Origin of the sequence: Actinoplanes sichuanensis (assembly GCF_033097365.1) — a bacterium.
Classification (GTDB): domain Bacteria; phylum Actinomycetota; class Actinomycetes; order Mycobacteriales; family Micromonosporaceae; genus Actinoplanes; species Actinoplanes sichuanensis.
This window is the reverse complement of sequence record NZ_AP028461.1, coordinates 8,229,504-8,247,041: the sequence shown is the minus strand read 5'-3', so window position 1 is coordinate 8,247,041 and position 17,538 is coordinate 8,229,504. Positions and strand designations below refer to the sequence as shown.

The window sequence follows — 17,538 nt, the reverse complement described above, 5'->3', positions numbered from 1 at the left end:
TGACCCGGCGGTGCGTCCGCGAAAGTGCGGCAGTCCGGACATCGCCGCTCGCCTGGTTCCCGGTACCGATAGGCTGAACCCCCGCGTGTCTGCCCTTGTAACGGAGGAACTGCGTGTCCAGCACCACCGAGCGTTCGCTCGTCCTGATCAAGCCGGACGCGGTGCGCCGCGGCCTGCTCGGCGAGATTCTGTCCCGTTTCGAGCGTAAGGGCCTGATCGTCGAGGCGCTGGAGTTGCGCACGATGGACGAGTCGCTGGCCGACGCCCACTATGCCGAGCATGTGGACAAGGCGTTCTACCCGCCGCTCAAGGAGTTCATGACCAGTGGCCCGCTGGCCGCCCTGGTCCTCACCGGTGACTCGGTGATCGAGGTGGTCCGCGCGATGATCGGCGCGACCGACGGCCGCAAGGCGGCCGCCGGCACGATCCGTGGTGACCTGTCTCTCTCCAACCGGGAGAACCTGGTGCACGCCTCCGATTCGCCGGAGAGTGCCGAGCGCGAGCTGGCCCTCTGGTTCCCCAAGCTCTAAAGCGTGTCCAGGCTGGCCCGGCGCCGGGACTCGGCCTCGAAGAACTTGAGCAGCACCGCGGCCACGACCGCGTAGACCGCTCCGACCAGCAGTTCCTGCCCGATCACGGGCGCGGCCGCGTCGAGGCCGCGCCCGGCGGCGAGCATGCGGGCCGCTTCCGCCGCGTGCGTGATCGGCAGGCCCTGCCCGACGGTGACCATCCACGGTGGGAGGTTGCCGGGCGGCACGTTCACCCCGGTGAGCAGCAGGAGGACGGCCACCGCGACGTTCGAGATGACGAAGACGTCGCGGAACCGCAGGCCCAGCGTGCCGAGCGTCAGCCCGAAGAAGCCACAGGCCAGCGAGCCGGCCGCCATCGCCAGCGCGAGACCGGGCAGTGCGGTGGGCGGGATCCGCAGGCCGAGCATCAGTGACGCCACGGTCAGCGTGAAGACCGAGATCAAGAGCCCGTTTCCGGCGTACGGCAGAACGCGTCCCCAGAAGATCGCGGTGCGGCTGCGTGGCGACAGCAGAACGTGGCCCAGCGTGCCGAAGCGGCGTTCGTTGGCGACCGCCATGGTCCCGCCGAACACACAGGCCAGCGAGGCGGTCAGCACCGCGTTGCCGACCAGGAAGAACTGGTCGTCGCCGACCCGCAGCTGCCGGCCCAGGTAGGCGAAGAAGAGCAGCTGGAACAGCGGCCCGACGAAGAGGGTGCCGACGAACAGCGCCGGGCGGGTCCAGTTGAACAGGGCTCGGTAGGCGATCATGCCGCCGACCGTCACCAGACGCAGCCCGCTCATGCCAGGGCCAACGTGGCGGTGGCGCGGGCGCGTCGCTCGACGACCGAGAGGGCGGCCGCGCCGAGAGCCAGGCAGATCCCGCTGATCACCAGGCACATCGCGACCGACGGCCAGACCGGTCCGCCGGTGGTGGCCTCGTGCAGGGCGCGGGCACCCCACGTGGTGGGCAGCACCGCGGCGATCGGGCCGGTCCAGACGGGAAGCACGGTCAGCGGCACGAGCATGCCGGAGACCAGCCACACCGGGTATTCGAGGACGTTGGCGAGCGCGTTGGCGTTGCGCATCAGCACGAACGTGGAGGCCAGCAGCAGCCCGAACATGCCGAGCGCGACGATGCAGACGACCGCGGCGATCGGGAACGCGACCGGGTGCGCGAAGTCGAGCCGGATGCCGAACAGCAGCCGCCCCCAGATCAGGGTGGCCAGCAGCGAGTAGGTGCCGGTGATCCCGGTGGCGATGGTCAGCGGGAGGATCACCACGACCGGCCGCCGCGGCGCCATCATGATCATTTCGAGGGTGCCCTGCCAGCGCTGGTTCTGGATGGCGCCGCCGGAGCCGAAGAGCACCGACGACCACACGCCCATCAGCCCGGCGCCGACCGCGGCCTGCAGCAGCCGGTCCTGCTCGCCGCCGGACCGGAACAGGTAGACCGCGAGTACCGCCTGCACCACCGGTACGACCAGCGAGATCGCGATCTCGAACGGCGACCGGCTGAGGTGCTTGGCGTGCATCAGGGTGCCCATCAGGAGCATCCGCAGGGTCCTCATGACGCGTTCACGATCGTCACGTACGCGTCCTCCAGGGTCGGTTCCCGGCTGTCCACCCGGCCCAGCCGGATCCCGGCCAGCTCGCGCAGCACGTCGCCCTGCACGTCCACGTGTGCGTCCGACTGCACGGTCAGGACCTGGAGCGAACCGCGGGTCTCGACCGCGGTCTCCCGTACGCCCGGTAGGTCCCGCAGCGCGGCCAGCGCGGTGTCCGGCACGCCGTACGCCTCCACCTCGACGACCCGGCGCCCGTCGGCCCGGCTGCGCAGCTCGGTCGGTGTCCCGAGAGCCTGGATCCGGCCGTCGGCGATCACCGCGATCCGGTCGCAGAGCTCGTCCGCCTCGGCCATGTAGTGGGTGGTCAACAACACCGTGGTGCCGGTGGCGGCCAGGTTGGCCACGGTCTGGCGCAGCTCGCGGGCGGCGACCGGGTCGACGCCGATCGACGGCTCGTCGAGGAACAGCACCTCGGGCGAGTGCAGCAGTCCACGGGCGATGTGCAGCCGCTGCCGCATGCCACGCGAGTAGCCCTCCACCCGCTCCTGCTCTCGGCCGGCCAGTCGGACCAGGTCGAGCAGTTCGGCGATGCGCCGCTTCTGGTCGCGGGCGGGCACCCCGTACAACTCGGCGAAGTAACGGAGATTGTCCAGCGCGGAGAGACGGTCGTAGAGGCCGCGGTCACCGCCGAACACGTACCCGATCCGCCGTCGTACCTCCCGGGTCTGTCTTTCCACGTCGAAACCGCAGATCCGGGCCGTTCCGCCGGTCGGGATGAGCAGGGTGTTGAGCATCTTGATGGTGGTGGTCTTGCCGGCGCCGTTCGGTCCGAGCAGGCCGAACAGCTCGCCGCGGCGAACCGTGAAGTCCACGCCGCGGACCGCGTCGACCGTAGTCAGGCGTGGCCGCAGCCAGCCGGTCCGGGACCGGTAGGAGCGGCGCAGACCCTCCGCCTCGATGGCGTAGTCGCTTTCCATGCCCGGAAAACTAGAGAACTCGGCCGATGTCAGGAAACGAATTCGGTGCGGGCCGAATCCTCGCCCAGCAGGTTCACCAGAGCGAGACCGGCCGGTTCCAGGCCGTAGAGGACCCGTCGCCCGGCCCGCCGCCGATGCACCACCCCGGCCGCCTGCAGATGGGCCAGGTGCTCGGAGACGGTGCTCATCGCCAGGCCCAGCACGGCCGCCAGCCCGGTCGTGGTGGCCGGGGTGACCAGGGCGCGCAGCACGGTGGCCCGGCCCCGGCCGATCAGCAGGGCCAGCCGGTCGTCGGGCGCCGGGGCCGGGCTGTCGGCCAGCAACGCCGCGCCCCGGGACTGGTAGGTGACCATCTGTGTGTCGGGATCGTCGGTCGAGCACAGCATCCCGCCGCGCGAGAAGATCAGTGGCACCAGCAGGACCCGGCTGCCGGTCACCGTGAACCCGGCGTCCAGCCGTTTGATCAGGGTGAGCACCGGCCGCTCCCAGATGATCCGCTCGTGCAGCCGGGAGAGCAGTGCGTCCGGCCCGTCGGCGGCCAGCGCCCGGGCCCGGAGCAGCACCTCCTCGTCCAGCGCGGCCCGCATGGCCGGCCAGCGCGGCGCCACCGCCGCGTCCCACCAGGTGGCCAGGCCGTCGGCCAGCCGGTCGAGGGCGGTCTCCGGGTCGTCCCGGAACGGTCGCAGGTGCTCGGGCAGCCGGCCGTCCCGCTGGTGGGTGGCGAGCTGCGCGTCGATCACCTCGACCGGGGTACGGCGCAGCAGCTCCAGTTGCTCCTCGATGGTCGGCGCCGAGGTCAGCGGTATCGGCGCGACGAAGTCGGGCATCCGCCGGGGTAGGTGCAGATAGAGCTGGGCGGGTGCGGGCAGCGGGATGTCGCGGGCCCGCCGCACCCAGTCGGCGAACGGCCACGGCAGCCCGGCCGGATCGCGGGCCACCAGCCAGAGACTGCACACCGTCTCCAGCAGCGGGCTGATCGCGATCCGGGTACGCGACAGCGTCGGGTCGTCCAACTCGATCCGGATCACACCAGGGAGTTTAGGGAACGGCCACCAGAGCGCCATTTTCGATCGATAAGTATCACAGTATGACCTCGATCTCCCGGCGTGATCTGCTGCGGGCCGGCATGGCCGGCGGCGTCGCGGGCCTGGCCCTGGAAGCCCCCGCGTTCTCCGCCGGCGGCACCCGGCCGCGGCTCACCCACGGCGTGCAGAGCGGCGACGCCACCGCGGACTCGGCCGTCGTCTGGAGCCGGGCCGACCGCCCCGGCCGGCTCTGGGTGCAGACCAGCCGGCGGCCCGACTTCCGCGGCTCGCGGGTGCTGCGCGGCCCGGTCGTCACTCCGGCCACCGACTTCACCGGCAAGGTCCGGTTGCGCAACCTGCCCGCCGGCGAACGGATCTTCTACCGGGTCCGGGTGGAGAGCCTGGACCGGCCCGGACTGTTCGGCGCCCCGATCAGCGGCGAGCTGACCACCGCGCCGGACCGTCGCCGCGACATCCGGTTCCTGTGGACCGGTGACGTCGCCGGGCAGGGCTGGGGCATCGACCCCGCCTTCGGCGGGATGCGGATCTTCGAGTCGATGCGGCTGCGGCAGCCCGACTTCCTGCTGCACAGCGGGGACACGGTGTACGCCGACGGCCCGCTCACCGAGACCGTGGCCCTCCCGGACGGCCGGGTGTGGCGCAACGTGCTCACCGACGCGAAGCTGAAGGTCGCCGAGACCCTCGACGAGTTCCGCGGCCAGTACGCCTACAACCTGTTGGACGAGCACTACCGCCGGTTCGCCGCGGAGGTACCGCAGATCAACCAGTGGGACGACCACGAGGTCACCAACAACTGGTACCCGGGCGAGATCCTGACCGACGTCCGCTACACCAAGAAGCGGGTGGACGTCCTCGCGGCCCGGGCCCGGCAGGCCTACCTCGAATGGCTTCCGCTCGGCGCCGTCGCCGCGCCCATCCACCGGCGGATCCCGTACGGCCCGCTGCTCGACGTGTTCGTGCTGGACATGCGTACCGTCAAGGACCCCAACGACGGCAACACGTACGCCGACCCGTCCCGTGGCCTGCTCGGCCGGGAGCAGCGTGAATGGCTGATCGAGGGCCTGCGCCGCAGCCGGGCCGTCTGGAAGGTGATCGCCGCCGACCTGCCGCTCGGCCTGGTCGTGCCGGACGGCGCGACCGCACAGGAGGGCGTGGCCCAGGGCGACCCGGGCGCGCCGAAGGGCCGTGAGCTGGAGTTCGCCGAGGTGCTGCGGGCCGCGCACCGGCACCGGGTGAGCAACATCGTCTTCCTCACCGCCGACGTGCACTACACCGCCGCGCACCACTACGACCCGGCGCGGGCGGCGGTGCCGGACTTCACCCCGTTCTGGGAGTTCGTCTCCGGGCCCGCGCACGCCGGCGCCTTCGGGCCGAACGTCCTGGACGCCACGTTCGGGCCGGAGGCCGTCTTCATCAACGCCCCGCCGGTCGCGAACACCTCGCCGGCCCTGGGCTTCCAGCATTTCGGTGAGGTGGAGATCGACGGCGGGTCCGGTGACCTGACCGTTCACCTGCGCGATCGGGACGGTACGGCGCTCTGGTCGAGGACGCTGCACCCCGAGCGGTAATGCGGATGAGGGAATCCGAGGGTGGCCGGTATCGTTGTCCGCACGCAGGCTTTGAACCGGCCATCACCGGGGAGCCTCCGGAAGAACGGGTCGCCGCACCGAGGCAGCCCCAGTAGAACCGGGCGGACACCGGACCGCGCAGGCAATCCGGCGAATGAGCGGGCGGGGTCAACCCGTCAAGCGAGGTGGTACCGCGGGCTCACTACGAGCTCGTCCTCGCAGTCACGTCATGTGAACTGCTTGAGGGGAACACCAGAATGGCCTACCCGAAACACACCGACGCCACGGGCGTTCCGGCGAGCCCGGATCTGCCCGCGGTCGAGCGTGCCGTCCTCGACCACTGGGCCGAGGACAAGACGTTCGAGGCGTCCGTCAACCGCAATCCGGCCGGCGAGAACGGCTCCAACGAGTACGTCTTCTACGACGGCCCGCCGTTCGCCAACGGCCTGCCGCACTACGGGCACCTCTTCACCGGGTACGTGAAGGACCTGGTCCCGCGCTACCAGACGATGCGAGGTAGGCACGTCGAGCGCCGGTTCGGCTGGGACACCCACGGCATGCCCGCCGAGGTGGAGACCGAGAAGCAGCTCGGCATCACCAGCAAGGCGCAGATCGTCGACCTGGGCATCGAGAAGTTCAACGAGGCCTGCCGGGCGTCGGTGCTGGCCTACACCAAGGACTGGGAGAAGTACGTCACCCGGCAGGCCCGGTGGGTGGACTTCGAGAACGACTACAAGACCCTCGACCCGGCGTACATGGAATCGGTCATGTGGGCCTTCCGGACCCTGCACGACAAGGGCCTGGTGTACGAGGGTTTCCGGGTTCTGGCGTACTGCTGGCGCTGTGAGACCCCGCTGTCGAACACCGAGACCCGGATGGACGACGTCTACCGGGACCGGACCGACCCGGCCCTGACGGTTCGCTTCCGTCTGGACACCGGCGAGGACATCGCGGTCTGGACCACGACGCCCTGGACGCTGCCGTCGAACCTGGCGCTCGCGGTCGGCCCGGACATCGACTACGCGGTTCTGGCCGATGAGAGCGGGCAGAAACTCATCGTCGGTGCGGGCCGGGTCGGCGCCTATGCGAAGGAACTGGAGGGCTACCAGCAGGTCGGCGTGGTCAAGGGCGCGGACCTGGTCGGCCGCCGGTACACGCCGCTGTTCGACTTCCTCGTGGAGCCTGCCGGGGAGAACGCCTTCCAGGTTCTCGGCGCCGACTTCGTCACGACCGAGGACGGTACGGGTGTCGTCCACATGGCCCCGGCCTTCGGTGAGGACGACCAGAACGCCTGCAACGCGGCCGGGATCCCGACCGTGGTGACCGTCGACGAGCACACCCGTTTCACCTCGCTGGTCCCGGACTTCCAGGGCCTGCAGGTCTTCGACGCGAACAAGCCGGTGATCGCCGTGCTGAAGGAACGTGGCGTGGTGCTGCGCCACGACGCGTACGTCCACTCGTACCCGCACTGCTGGCGCTGCGACACCCCGCTCGTCTACAAGGCGGTGTCGTCCTGGTTCGTCGCGGTGACGAAGTTCCGGGACCGGATGGTCGAGCTCAACCAGCAGATCAACTGGACCCCGAACCACATCAAGGACGGCTCGTTCGGCAAGTGGCTGGCCAACGCCCGTGACTGGTCGATCTCCCGGAACCGGTTCTGGGGCTCGCCGATCCCGGTGTGGAAGTCGGACGACCCGCAGTACCCGCGCGTCGACGTCTACGGTTCCTACGAGGAGTTGGAGCGCGACTTCGGGGTCAAGGTCACCGACCTGCACCGGCCGTACGTGGACGAGCTGACCCGGCCCAACCCGGACGACCCGACCGGGCAGTCGACGATGCGCCGTGTCCCCGAGGTACTGGACTGCTGGTTCGAGTCCGGGTCGATGCCGTTCGCCCAGGTGCACTACCCGTTCGAGAACAAGGACTGGTTCGAGCACCACTACCCGGGCGACTTCATCGTCGAGTACATCGGGCAGACCCGCGGCTGGTTCTACACCATGCACGTGCTGGCCACGGCGCTGTTCGACCGGCCCGCGTTCCGTAACTGCCTGAGCCACGGCATCCTGCTGGGCGAGGACGGGCGCAAGATGTCCAAGTCGCTGCGGAACTACCCGGACGTGTACCGGGTGTTCGACACGTACGGCTCGGACGCCATGCGCTGGATGCTGATGTCGTCGCCGGTGCTCCGGGGTGGGGACATGCCGGTCACCGAGCCGGCCATCCGTGACTCGGTGCGCCAGGTCCTGCTGCCGCTCTGGAACGTCTGGTACTTCTTCAGCCTGTACGCGAACGCCTCAGGCCACGAAGCCCGCCTGCGCACCGACTCCCAGCACCTGCTCGACCGGTACATCCTCGCCAAGACCGGCGAGCTGGTCAGCGACGTGCAACGGCAGATGGACGACTACGACATCTCGGGTGCGGCGGCGAGCGTCCGCAGCTACCTCGACGCACTGACCAACTGGTACGTGCGCCGCTCGCGGGACCGGTTCTGGGAGGGCGACGAGGACGCGTTCGACACCCTCGCCACCGTGCTGGAGACGGTCACCCGGGTGGTGGCGCCGCTCGCGCCGCTGACCACCGAGGAGATCTGGCGTGGCCTGACCGGCGGCCGTTCGGTGCACCTGACCGACTGGCCCTCGGCGGACGCGTTCCCGGCCGACCACGAGCTGGTCGCCTCGATGGACGCGATCCGGGACGTCGCCTCGGCCGCCCTGTCGCTGCGCAAGGCGAAGGGTCTGCGGGTCCGGCTGCCGCTGGCGTCGCTCACCGTGGCGACGGCTGACGGAAGTCGGCTGACCGGACTCGGTGACCTGGTCAAGGACGAGGTGAACGTCAAGGACGTGGTCTTCACCGACGACGTCGCAGCGTACTGCCAGCAGGTCCTGACCGTCGTGCCGCGGGCCCTCGGCCCCCGGGTCGGCAAGCAGGTCCAGCAGGTGATCAAGGCGGTCAAGTCCGGTGAGTGGGAGCTCGTCGACGGTGCCCCGGTCGCGGCCGGCGTCACTCTGGCCGAAGGGGAGTACGAGCTGAAGCTGGTCGCCGCCGACGTGGAGAACTCCGCGCCGCTGCCGGCCGGTGGTGGTGTCGTGGTCCTCGACACCGTCGTCACCGCCGAACTGGCCACCGAGGGCCTGGCCCGCGACGTGATCCGCGTCGTGCAGCAGGCCCGCCGGGACGCCGACCTGGACGTCAGTGACCGCATCACGCTCGTGCTGTCGGCGTCGCCGGCGGTCCGGGCCGCGGTCGAGACGTTCCGGGACTTCGTCGCCGGTGAGACGCTCGCCACTGCGCTCGAGTTCGCCGAGCTGACCGACGGCTTCGCCGGTGAGGTGGGCGACGGCGAGCAGGTCGTGGTGACGGTCACCGCCGTCTGATTCAGCCGATTGGCCCGGATGTTCGCCTTCAAGTGGGCGGGCGTCCGGGCTCGGCCAAGATCACTAGGTACTTCCCGGCGACTGTCAGCTAACCTCACAGCACCACACACCCCCCATGCGTCCCGGAGGACGGAAGTGCCCCTGCTCTACTCGATCGCCAAAGCCACGGTCGGCACGGCCCTGAACCTCGGCTGGCGCCCGCACGTCGAGGGCATCGAGCACATCCCGCACACCGGCGGCGCGATCTTCGCGGGCAATCACCTCTCCGTCGCCGACGAACTCCTCCTGGGCACCGTGGTCCCTCGTCACCTGGCCTTCTGGGCCAAGTCCGACTACTTCACCGGCACCGGCGTCAAGGGGTTCCTGAACCGCAAGCTGATGGAGGGCCTGGGCGCCATCCGGGTCGAGCGCGAGGGCGGCCGGGCCGCACTGACCGCTTTCGACGCGGCCATCCCGGCGCTGCAGGGCGGTGACCTGATCGCCGTCTACCCGGAGGGCACCCGCTCGCCGGACGGCCGCCTCTACCGCGGCCGCACCGGCGTCGCCCGCCTGGCCGTCGCCGCCGGCGTCCCGATCATCCCGGTCGGCGTGGCCGGCACCGACAAGGTCCAGCCGATCGGCCGCCTGGTGCCCAAGCTGGAACGCGGTGTGATCTCGGTCAAGTTCGGCAAGCCCATCGAGACGATCGGCCGCTCCGACGACCGTTCGGCCCTGCGCGAGCTCACCGACTACGTGATGACCGAGATCCAGAAACTGACCGGCCAGGAATACATCCCGCGCTACGCCCCGAAACGCGACGAGTCAGAATAATCTCGTACGGCTACCCGCCCCGCCTCGTGCCGACCCGCGAGGCGGGCGACACGCACGGCCCCAGCGCGCCTTTCGGGCTGAGGCGTCCGGCCGGCCCGCGACGCCCGACGACGGGCGCGGTCGAAGAGGCGGTGCGGTCGTCTGCGGTCGGTCCGTAACGCCCGACGACGGCGCAGGCGAAGAGGCGGTGCGGTCGGTCCGCGGCGCTCGATGACGGCCGACGGACGCATCAGCCCGGCGGTCGCGCTGTCGGCCGGGACGGTCCGCCCGCGTCGCGGATCGGCACGAGGCGGTGCGCCTGGCCGTACCGCATCGGGGTTGTCCTTGACGGTGACCGGTCAGGCCGGGCTCAGCACCGCCTTTCGGAGGCGGGCCACCAGGTCGGCGCTGTCGGTCAGGGACCGGCGGGTCAGCAGGACCGTGGCCAGGCTGCCGTGATCGGCCCAGGTGCAGGCCACCACCGAGGTGTCGTCGAGGCGGCCGGTTCCGCAGCGCTGGTGTGCGCCGAACTCGCCGAGGTCGAAGGATTCGATGTTCTTCAGGCTCAGGGAGTCGGCCAGACGGCTGAGCTGGGCTTCCACGTCGGTGTCCGGGGTCAGGCGGAGGCCCGTCACGCCGAAGACGGTGACCCGTTTGCCGCGCGGGTCGGTGTAGATGCCGGCGAACGTGCTGCCGTCGGCACCCTGCAACTCGTCGGCCAGGCGTTGCGCGGCGCGGCGGCCGGCCGCGTTGTCGCGCAGGCTGAGGTCGGAGAACGAATCCGGCAGAGCGGCGGTCACCGGGTACTGGCGCAGGCCGGGCACATACCAGTAGGCGCCGGCCAGGGCCAGGACCACCACCAGGAACAGGCCGAGCCGGCGGAACCGTCGGCGGCGGCGAGGCCTCGGCGGGGTCCACGGTGTGGCGACCGGGGCCGGGGTGCGCGGCTGAACCGGGATCCGCGGCGGGCCGGACGGCTTCGGCCGACGGCTGAGCAGCCGCAACCGGCCGGGACCGCCGGCGGCCTGCCGGCCTTTCGCGGCGGCCTGCCGGCTCAGGGACCGGAGGCGGTCGGGGGCGTCGGCGGCGACCTGCTGGCCCTTCGCTGTCGCCTGCTGTCCCAGGGAACGCAGCCGGTCCGGGGTGGCGGCCGCGGCCTGCTGACTCCTCGCGGCGGCGCGGCGGCCCCAGGCGCGGATCTTCGGCGGGATCAACGGAGGCAGTCCGGTGCCGCCGGCCGGTGGGGGATAGGTGCCGGGCGCCGGAAGGGATGACGGCGTGATGCCTGGCGTTTTCGCCCGGTCTTCCCGCGCCACCGGGGTCTCCAGCCGGGTCGGGTTCACCGTCGGCGCCGGATTTTCGCGCGGTGCCGGCGTCTCACGCGGCGCCGGATTCTCGCGCGGTGCCGGTGTCTCCCGTGGCGCCGGTTGTTCGATCCGGGTCGGGGGCAGCGGTGCCGCCGGGGTGGTGTACGCGTCCGGCCAGACCGGAGTGTCCTGATCGGCCCATGGGTCGACGGCCGGGATCGTGGTGCGGTCGTCGTCCGGGTCGACCGGCTCGTCGCCGTTGATCCGGTCCACCATGCGGGACCACAGGGATCGGCGTGGAGCCGTCTCGGGAACCGGCGCCGCGCCGCTCCACCAGCCGGGCACATCAGCGGTGGCCTGTTCGCCGGATCCGGCGAACCGGGTGGGGTCGGGCATTCCGGCGGCCGGGGTGGTGTCACCCGGCTGCTGGTCGGCCATGGATTCGATCTCCTCCCGCGCGCCTGAAGGCAGCACTCCCATCCCAGGTTAGGCGCGGTGTGCCAGTGGGACGCGAGGTCGGGATCCGGACTCCGGACATGAATGGCGGACAACGAGGGCGATGTGCGAAACGCTCCGGAGTCGTATGGTTACCCGGACTTGGCTTCGACCCGGCGCAACGGGCCGGATAGTGCCCGGGGTCACTCGGGCACGCGACACCTCATTCGCTGCGGGAGGGAGGGGCGCGCCGGTCTCCAGCGGTGCGCCGGAATCGCATGGGTACGACGGAGAGAAACGCGGTAACGATCACGGGCGCCGAGTCCGGCCGGCCGATGCTGTTCGCTCACGGGTACGGCTGCGACCAGAACATGTGGCGGTTCGTCACCCCGGCGTTCGAGGACACCCACCGGATCGTCCTGTTCGATCACGTCGGCAACGGGCGGTCGGACCTGTCGGCCTACCGGGACGAACGACACGGCTCCCTGGCCGGGTACGCCGAGGACGTCCTGGACATCGTCCGGGAGCACGACCTGCACGACGTCATCCTCGTCGGCCACTCGGTGAGCTCGATGATCGGCGTGCTGGCCGCGAACCGGGAGCCGGAGCGGTTCGCCGGGATCGTGATGGTCGGCCCGTCCCCGCGGTACATCGACGACGAGACGGCCGGCTATGTCGGCGGCTTCACCCGGGCCGACATCGACGGGCTGCTGGAGTCGCTGGACAGCAACTACCTGGGCTGGTCGAGTGCGATGGCCCCGGTCATCATGGGCAACCCGGAGCGTCCCGAGTTGGGCGAGGAGCTGACCAACAGCTTCTGCGCGACCGACCCGGAGATCGCCAAGAAGTTCGCCCGCGTCACGTTCCTCTCCGACAACCGGGCCGACCTGCCGAACCTGCGGGTCCCGTCGCTGATCCTGCAGTGCTCCGACGACGTCATCGCGCCCACCGTGGTCGGCGAGTACGTCCACCAGAACACACCGGACAGCAAGTTCGTGGCGCTCAACGCGACAGGTCACTGTCCGAATCTGAGCGCGCCGGAGGAAACGGTTGACGCCATCAAGTCCTGGTTGTAGACAGCGGGCATGATCGGCGGAGCATTGGCGTGAGCGAATCTGGCGGGCCGGACGTGACACAGGAGTTGCGACTGCCCTGGGACGACGATCCCGAGGACCTGTACGAACATGCGCCGTGTGGTTACCTGACGACGCTTCCGGACGGCACCATCGTCCGGGTCAACGAGACGTTCCTGACGTGGACCGGGTATGCCCGGGCCGACCTGGTCGGTCACAAACGGTTCCGTGACCTGCTGACTCCGGGTGACCAGATCTACCACGAGACCCATTACGCGCCGTTGCTGGCGATGCAGGGCGAGGTGCACGAGATCGCCCTGGAGGTGGTCGGTGTCGACAAGCGCCGGCTGCCCACCCTGGTCAACTCGGTGCTGGAGCGGGGCCCGACCGGGTCACCCCGGATCATCCGCACGATGGTCTTCAACGCCACCGAGCGGCGCAGCTACGAGCGGGAGCTGCTGGCCGCCCGCCGGGCCGCCGAGGCGTCCGAGCAGCGGGTCCAGGTTCTCCAGCAGATAGTGGCCGACCTGGCGGCGGCCCCTACCGAGGCCGAGGTCGCGGAGGCGGTGGTCCGTGCTCCGGAGCCCGCCTTCCAAGCCACCAGCACCAGCATCTACCTGCTCGACGCGGAACGGGACCAGCTGGTCGCGGTGGCCTCGACCGACCCGACCACCGGCAACTGGGACGACATGCCCCGCTCGTCGACCCGGGCGGTGGCCGAGGTGGCCCGGCGCGGTGACCTGCACGTGATCGGCACCCTGGCCGAGGCCGAGGCACACTTCCCGGACCTGGCCGAGTCGATGCGCAAGTCCGGCCGGGGCACCGTGGTGCTGCTGCCGCTGACCACCGGGCCGGCCGAGGAGCACGGCGGCCCGGCGGTGCTCGGGGTGCTGGCGTTCAGTTTCCGTGACGAGCGTGTGCTCACCGACGGTGAGCTGCGGGTCATCCGGTTGCTCGGCCAGCAGGCCGGTCAGGCGTTGGACCGGGCCCGCCTCTACGACGACGCCCGCCACCGCGAGGAGCGGGCCTCGTTCCTGGCCCGGACCACCCGCGCGCTCGACGAGGAGCACCGCCTGCTCCAGCGGGCCCGCCGGCTGGTCGAGCGGGTGGTGCCGGAGATCGCCGACTGGGCGCTGGTACGGCTCCAGGTGGGCCCGGCCGGCCTGGTCGAGCACCACGGCGGCCCGGCGCCCGACCCGGCCCGGATCGAGGCCCGGACGGCCGAGGCGATCGAGACCGCGGCGCCCGTCTTCGCCACCGACGGTGACGGCCTGGGCTGTACGGTGCTGCCGCTGATCGTCCGCGGCCGGGTGCTCGGCACACTGGCGCTGCGGATGGCGCCCGACCGTCGCGGTGCCGAGGCCGAGCGGTTGTTCCTGATCGACCTGGCCGACCGGGCCGCTCTCGCCTGTGAGAACGCGCGCCTCTACGAGCAGGAGCGGGCCATCGCCCGGACCCTACAACGGAGCCTGCTCGCCGCCGACGTGCCGGGCACCGACCCGAGGTTCGTGGTGGAGACCCACTACCAGGCCGCGGCGCAGGACATGGAGGTCGGCGGCGACTGGTACGACGCCTTCCTGATCACCGCGAACAAGCTGGCAGTGGTGGTCGGCGACGTGGTCGGCCGGGGCATCGAGGCGGCCACCACGATGGGTCAGCTGCGCAGCGCGATCCGGGCGCTGGCCTCGGCCGAGAACGGGCCCGCCCGGCTGCTGGAGGGCCTGGACCGGTTCTGTGACCGGGTCGACTCGGCCCGGATGGCCACCCTGGTCTACGCCGAGGTGGATCTGCTCAGCAGCGAGATCGCGTTCGCCTGCGCCGGGCATCTGCCGCCGCTGTTGCACGAGCCGGCCGGCTCGCCGGAGTACCTGTTGCAGGCCCGGTCGGCACCGCTCGGCTCGCGGGCCGGTGACGTCCGCCGGGTCGAGCACCGGATGCGTCTGGCCGCCGGGAGCCGCCTGCTGCTCTACACCGACGGCCTGATCGAGCGCCGCGGCCGGGGCATCGACCGTGGCTTCGAGATCCTGGCCCGGGAGTACGCCCGGGTGCGCGACGCCCCGCTCAAGGGCCTGACCGCCGGGCTGGCCGACACGCTCGTCGGCCGGGACCACTCCGACGACGTCTGCCTGCTCTGCCTGACGCTCGGCACCGAGGAGCGGCTGGAACGCTCGATCGGCGCCGACCCGTTGCAGATAGCGCTGCTCCGCGCCGACATGCGCGGCTGGTTGGCCGGGCACGGTGTCGACCCGGACTGCCTGAACGCGGTGCTGCTGGCCTGCTCCGAGGCGGTGGCCAACTCGATCGAGCACGGCTACCAGGACGACCCGTTCGGTGTGGTCGACGTGGCCGCCACGATCAGCCCCGGCACGGTGGAGGTCCGGGTCGGCGATCGGGGCCGCTGGCGTGGCCCGGGCAACGACGAGGCCCGTGGGCGCGGGCTGCAACTGATCTACGAGTCGATGGACGAGGTGGCCTTCGACCGGGCCGGGGAGGGTACGACGGTGATCATGCGCCGGCATCGGGGTGAGGCATGACCGACCAGTGGGTGAGTTTCTCCCGTCGTGGGGTGGCCGATCTAGTCCACCTGAAGGGTGAGATCGACCTGGCCAACGCCAACGACATCGGCCGGGTCATCGTGGCCCGGACCACCTCGGCCAGCGCCGTGCTGATCGACCTGACCGCCGTCTCGTTCCTGGACAGCGCCGGAGTACGGCTGCTCGACTTCATCGTCGGGGACCTGGACGACCGGGGCAAACCGATCCGTCTGGTCGTCGGCGAGCGTGGGGCCGCACGGATGACGTTGCAGCTCTGCGCGTTCCGGGCCGACCTGCTCGCCACCGACCTGGACCGGGCCGCGACGGAACTGGGCGGGTAGTCCGCGTACCCTGGACACCCATGAGCGTGAGTTCCGTCTTCCCGCAGCTGGAGCAGCTGCTGCCCCGGGTCAGCAAACCGATCCAGTATGTGGGCGGCGAGCTCGGTGCCGTCGTCAAGGACTGGGAGGCGACCACCGTCCGGTGGGCTCTGATGTATCCGGACGCCTACGAGGTCGGCCTGCCCAACCAGGGCGTGCAGATCCTCTACGAGGTGCTCAACGAGCAGGAGGACGTGCTCGCCGAGCGCACCTATTCGGTGTGGCCGGACCTCGAGGCGCTCATGAAGGAGAACGGCGTCCCCCAGTTCACCGTCGACGCGCACCGGCCGGTGAAGGCGTTCGACGTGTTCGGATTGTCGTTCGCCACCGAGCTGGGCTACACCAACATGCTCAGCGCGCTCGACCTGGCCGGCATCCCGCTGGACAGCGCCGACCGTGACGAGTCCCACCCGATCGTCCTGGCCGGTGGGCACGCCAGCTTCAACCCGGAGCCGATCGCCGACTTCATCGACGCCGCCGTGCTCGGTGACGGCGAGGAGGCGGTCCTGGAGATCACCGGGATCATCCGGGAGTGGAAGGCGGAGGGCCGCCCCGGCGGGCGTGACGAGCTGTTGCTGCGCCTGGCCCGGACCGAGAGCATCTACGTGCCCCGGTTCTACGACGTCGACTACCTGCCCGACGGCCGCATCCAGCGTGTCGTGCCGAACCGGCCGGACGTGCCGTTCCGGGTGGCCAAGCGGACCACGATGGATCTGGACGCGTGGCCGTACCCGAAGAAGCCGCTCGTCCCGCTGGCCGAGACGGTGCACGAGCGCTATGCGGTGGAGATCTTCCGCGGCTGCACCCGGGGCTGCCGGTTCTGCCAGGCCGGCATGATCACCCGCCCGGTGCGGGAGCGGTCGATCACCACGGTCGGCCAGATGGTCAAGGAGGGCCTGGAGTTCTCCGGCTACAGCGAGGTCGGCCTGCTCTCGCTGTCCAGCGCCGACCACTCGGAGATCGGTGACATGTGCTCCGGCCTGGCCGAGCAGTATGCGGACACCAACGTCTCGCTGTCGCTGCCGTCCACCCGGGTCGACGCGTTCAACATCGATCTGGCCCAGGAGCTGTCCCGCAACGGGCGGCGCACCGGTCTCACCTTCGCGCCGGAGGGCGGCTCGGAGCGGATCCGCAAGGTCATCAACAAGATGGTGACCAAGGAGGATCTGATCCGGACGGTCGTCACCGCGTACTCGAACGGCTGGCGGCAGGTCAAGCTGTACTTCATGTGCGGCCTGCCCAGCGAGACCGATGAGGACGTGCTGGAGATCGCCGAGATGGCGCACGAGGTGATCCGGGCCGGTCGGGAGGCCGCCGGCACCAAGGACATCCGCTGCACGGTGTCGATCGGCGGGTTCGTGCCCAAGCCGCACACCCCGTTCCAGTGGGCGCCGATGGACCGGCCGGAGACCATCGACGGCCGGCTCAAGATGCTCAAGAACGCGATCAACAGCGACCGTTCGCTCGGCCGGGCGATCGGTTTCCGCTACCACGACGGCGAGCCCTCACTGATCGAGGGCCTGCTGTCCCGCGGTGACCGCCGGGTCGGCCAGGTCATCCGCCGGGTCTGGGAGAAGGGCGGCCGCTTCGACGGCTGGTCCGAGCACTTCTCGTACGCGCGGTGGGTCGAGGCCGCCGACGAGGTGCTGCCCGGCTTCGGGGTGGACCTGGACTGGTTCACCACCCGCGAGCGCGAGGAGTTGGAGGTCCTGCCCTGGGACCACCTGGACTCCGGCCTCGACAAGGACTGGCTCTGGCAGGACTGGCAGGACTCGAAGAGCGAGTACGAGCAGGACGACTGCCGCTGGACCCCGTGCTTCGACTGCGGCGTCTGCCCGTCGATGGACACCGAGATCCAGATCGGCCCGACCGGCAAGAAGCTGCTGCCCCTGACACCCGTGAACAATCTGCGGGTTCCCGCTTAGGAGATAGACGATTCCCCCGAAGAACCAGCCCGTCGGCGGCCAGGCCCCGGTCGT

At 70.5% G+C, this 17,538-nt stretch carries 13 protein-coding genes; 8 read left to right on the top strand and 5 right to left on the bottom strand.

The annotated features are described in order from the left end of the window. Nucleotides 1-113: 113 nt before the first annotated feature. Nucleotides 114-530 carry a nucleoside-diphosphate kinase gene (ndk, locus tag Q0Z83_RS37800; protein WP_317788120.1) on the top strand — a complete coding sequence of 139 codons (417 nt, stop codon included), beginning with the start codon at nucleotides 114-116 and terminating at the stop codon, nucleotides 528-530. On the opposite strand, the gene Q0Z83_RS37795 is transcribed toward ndk, so the two are convergent. The 4 genes from Q0Z83_RS37795 to Q0Z83_RS37780 are packed head-to-tail and all read right to left on the bottom strand — an operon-like array spanning nucleotide 527 to nucleotide 4,081. After that, entirely contained in the window at nucleotides 527-1,312 is a 786-nt protein-coding gene (locus Q0Z83_RS37795) for an ABC transporter permease (protein ID WP_317788119.1), read from the bottom strand. The genes ndk and Q0Z83_RS37795 overlap by 4 nt on opposite strands. Beyond that, on the bottom strand, nucleotides 1,309-2,079 hold the full coding sequence (locus Q0Z83_RS37790; protein ID WP_317788118.1) for an ABC transporter permease: 771 nt from the start codon (nucleotides 2,077-2,079) through the stop codon (nucleotides 1,309-1,311). Before Q0Z83_RS37790 ends, Q0Z83_RS37795 begins: the two co-directional genes overlap by 4 nt. After that, on the bottom strand, nucleotides 2,076-3,053 hold the full coding sequence (locus tag Q0Z83_RS37785; protein WP_317788117.1) for an ABC transporter ATP-binding protein: 978 nt from the start codon (nucleotides 3,051-3,053) through the stop codon (nucleotides 2,076-2,078). Before Q0Z83_RS37785 ends, Q0Z83_RS37790 begins: the two co-directional genes overlap by 4 nt. 29 nt (nucleotides 3,054-3,082) lie before the next feature. Continuing rightward, complete coding sequence (locus Q0Z83_RS37780; RefSeq protein WP_317788115.1) at nucleotides 3,083-4,081, bottom strand: ArsR family transcriptional regulator; 999 nt, start codon at nucleotides 4,079-4,081, stop codon at nucleotides 3,083-3,085. 59 nt (nucleotides 4,082-4,140) lie between these two features. Here Q0Z83_RS37780 and Q0Z83_RS37775 point away from each other — a divergent pair, with 59 nt between their 5' ends. From Q0Z83_RS37775 to Q0Z83_RS37765, 3 genes are all read left to right on the top strand, one after another. Beyond that, nucleotides 4,141-5,667 carry an alkaline phosphatase D family protein gene (locus Q0Z83_RS37775; RefSeq protein ID WP_317788113.1) on the top strand — a complete coding sequence of 509 codons (1,527 nt, stop codon included), beginning with the start codon at nucleotides 4,141-4,143 and terminating at the stop codon, nucleotides 5,665-5,667. Between the two features lie 257 nt (nucleotides 5,668-5,924). Beyond that, nucleotides 5,925-9,041 (top strand): isoleucine--tRNA ligase, encoded by a 3,117-nt coding sequence (ileS, locus tag Q0Z83_RS37770; protein WP_317788112.1) that lies wholly within the window; start codon nucleotides 5,925-5,927, stop codon nucleotides 9,039-9,041. A 135-nt stretch (nucleotides 9,042-9,176) separates the two neighbouring features. After that, nucleotides 9,177-9,851 carry a lysophospholipid acyltransferase family protein gene (locus Q0Z83_RS37765; protein ID WP_317788110.1) on the top strand — a complete coding sequence of 225 codons (675 nt, stop codon included), beginning with the start codon at nucleotides 9,177-9,179 and terminating at the stop codon, nucleotides 9,849-9,851. 338 nt (nucleotides 9,852-10,189) lie between these two features. Here Q0Z83_RS37765 and Q0Z83_RS37760 read toward each other — a convergent pair whose 3' ends face one another. Next, nucleotides 10,190-11,575: a hypothetical protein gene (locus Q0Z83_RS37760; RefSeq protein ID WP_317788109.1), complete on the bottom strand. Its 1,386-nt coding sequence runs from the start codon at nucleotides 11,573-11,575 to the stop codon at nucleotides 10,190-10,192. Nucleotides 11,576-11,907: 332 nt separating this feature from the next. On the opposite strand from Q0Z83_RS37760, the gene Q0Z83_RS37755 reads away from it, so the two are divergent. Genes Q0Z83_RS37755 through Q0Z83_RS37740 form a run of 4 tightly spaced genes read left to right on the top strand, consistent with a single transcriptional unit; the run spans nucleotide 11,908 to nucleotide 17,484 of the window. Continuing rightward, a complete protein-coding gene (locus tag Q0Z83_RS37755; RefSeq protein WP_317788108.1) occupies nucleotides 11,908-12,648 on the top strand; it encodes an alpha/beta fold hydrolase in 741 nt (246 codons plus the stop codon). Between the two features lie 29 nt (nucleotides 12,649-12,677). Next, entirely contained in the window at nucleotides 12,678-15,179 is a 2,502-nt protein-coding gene (locus tag Q0Z83_RS37750; protein WP_317788107.1) for a SpoIIE family protein phosphatase, read from the top strand. Further along, on the top strand, nucleotides 15,176-15,520 hold the full coding sequence (locus Q0Z83_RS37745; protein WP_317788106.1) for an STAS domain-containing protein: 345 nt from the start codon (nucleotides 15,176-15,178) through the stop codon (nucleotides 15,518-15,520). The genes Q0Z83_RS37750 and Q0Z83_RS37745 overlap by 4 nt, the downstream gene beginning before the upstream one ends. 20 nt (nucleotides 15,521-15,540) lie before the next feature. Then, a complete protein-coding gene (locus tag Q0Z83_RS37740; RefSeq protein ID WP_317788105.1) occupies nucleotides 15,541-17,484 on the top strand; it encodes a TIGR03960 family B12-binding radical SAM protein in 1,944 nt (647 codons plus the stop codon). The last annotated feature ends 54 nt before the right edge of the window (nucleotides 17,485-17,538 follow it).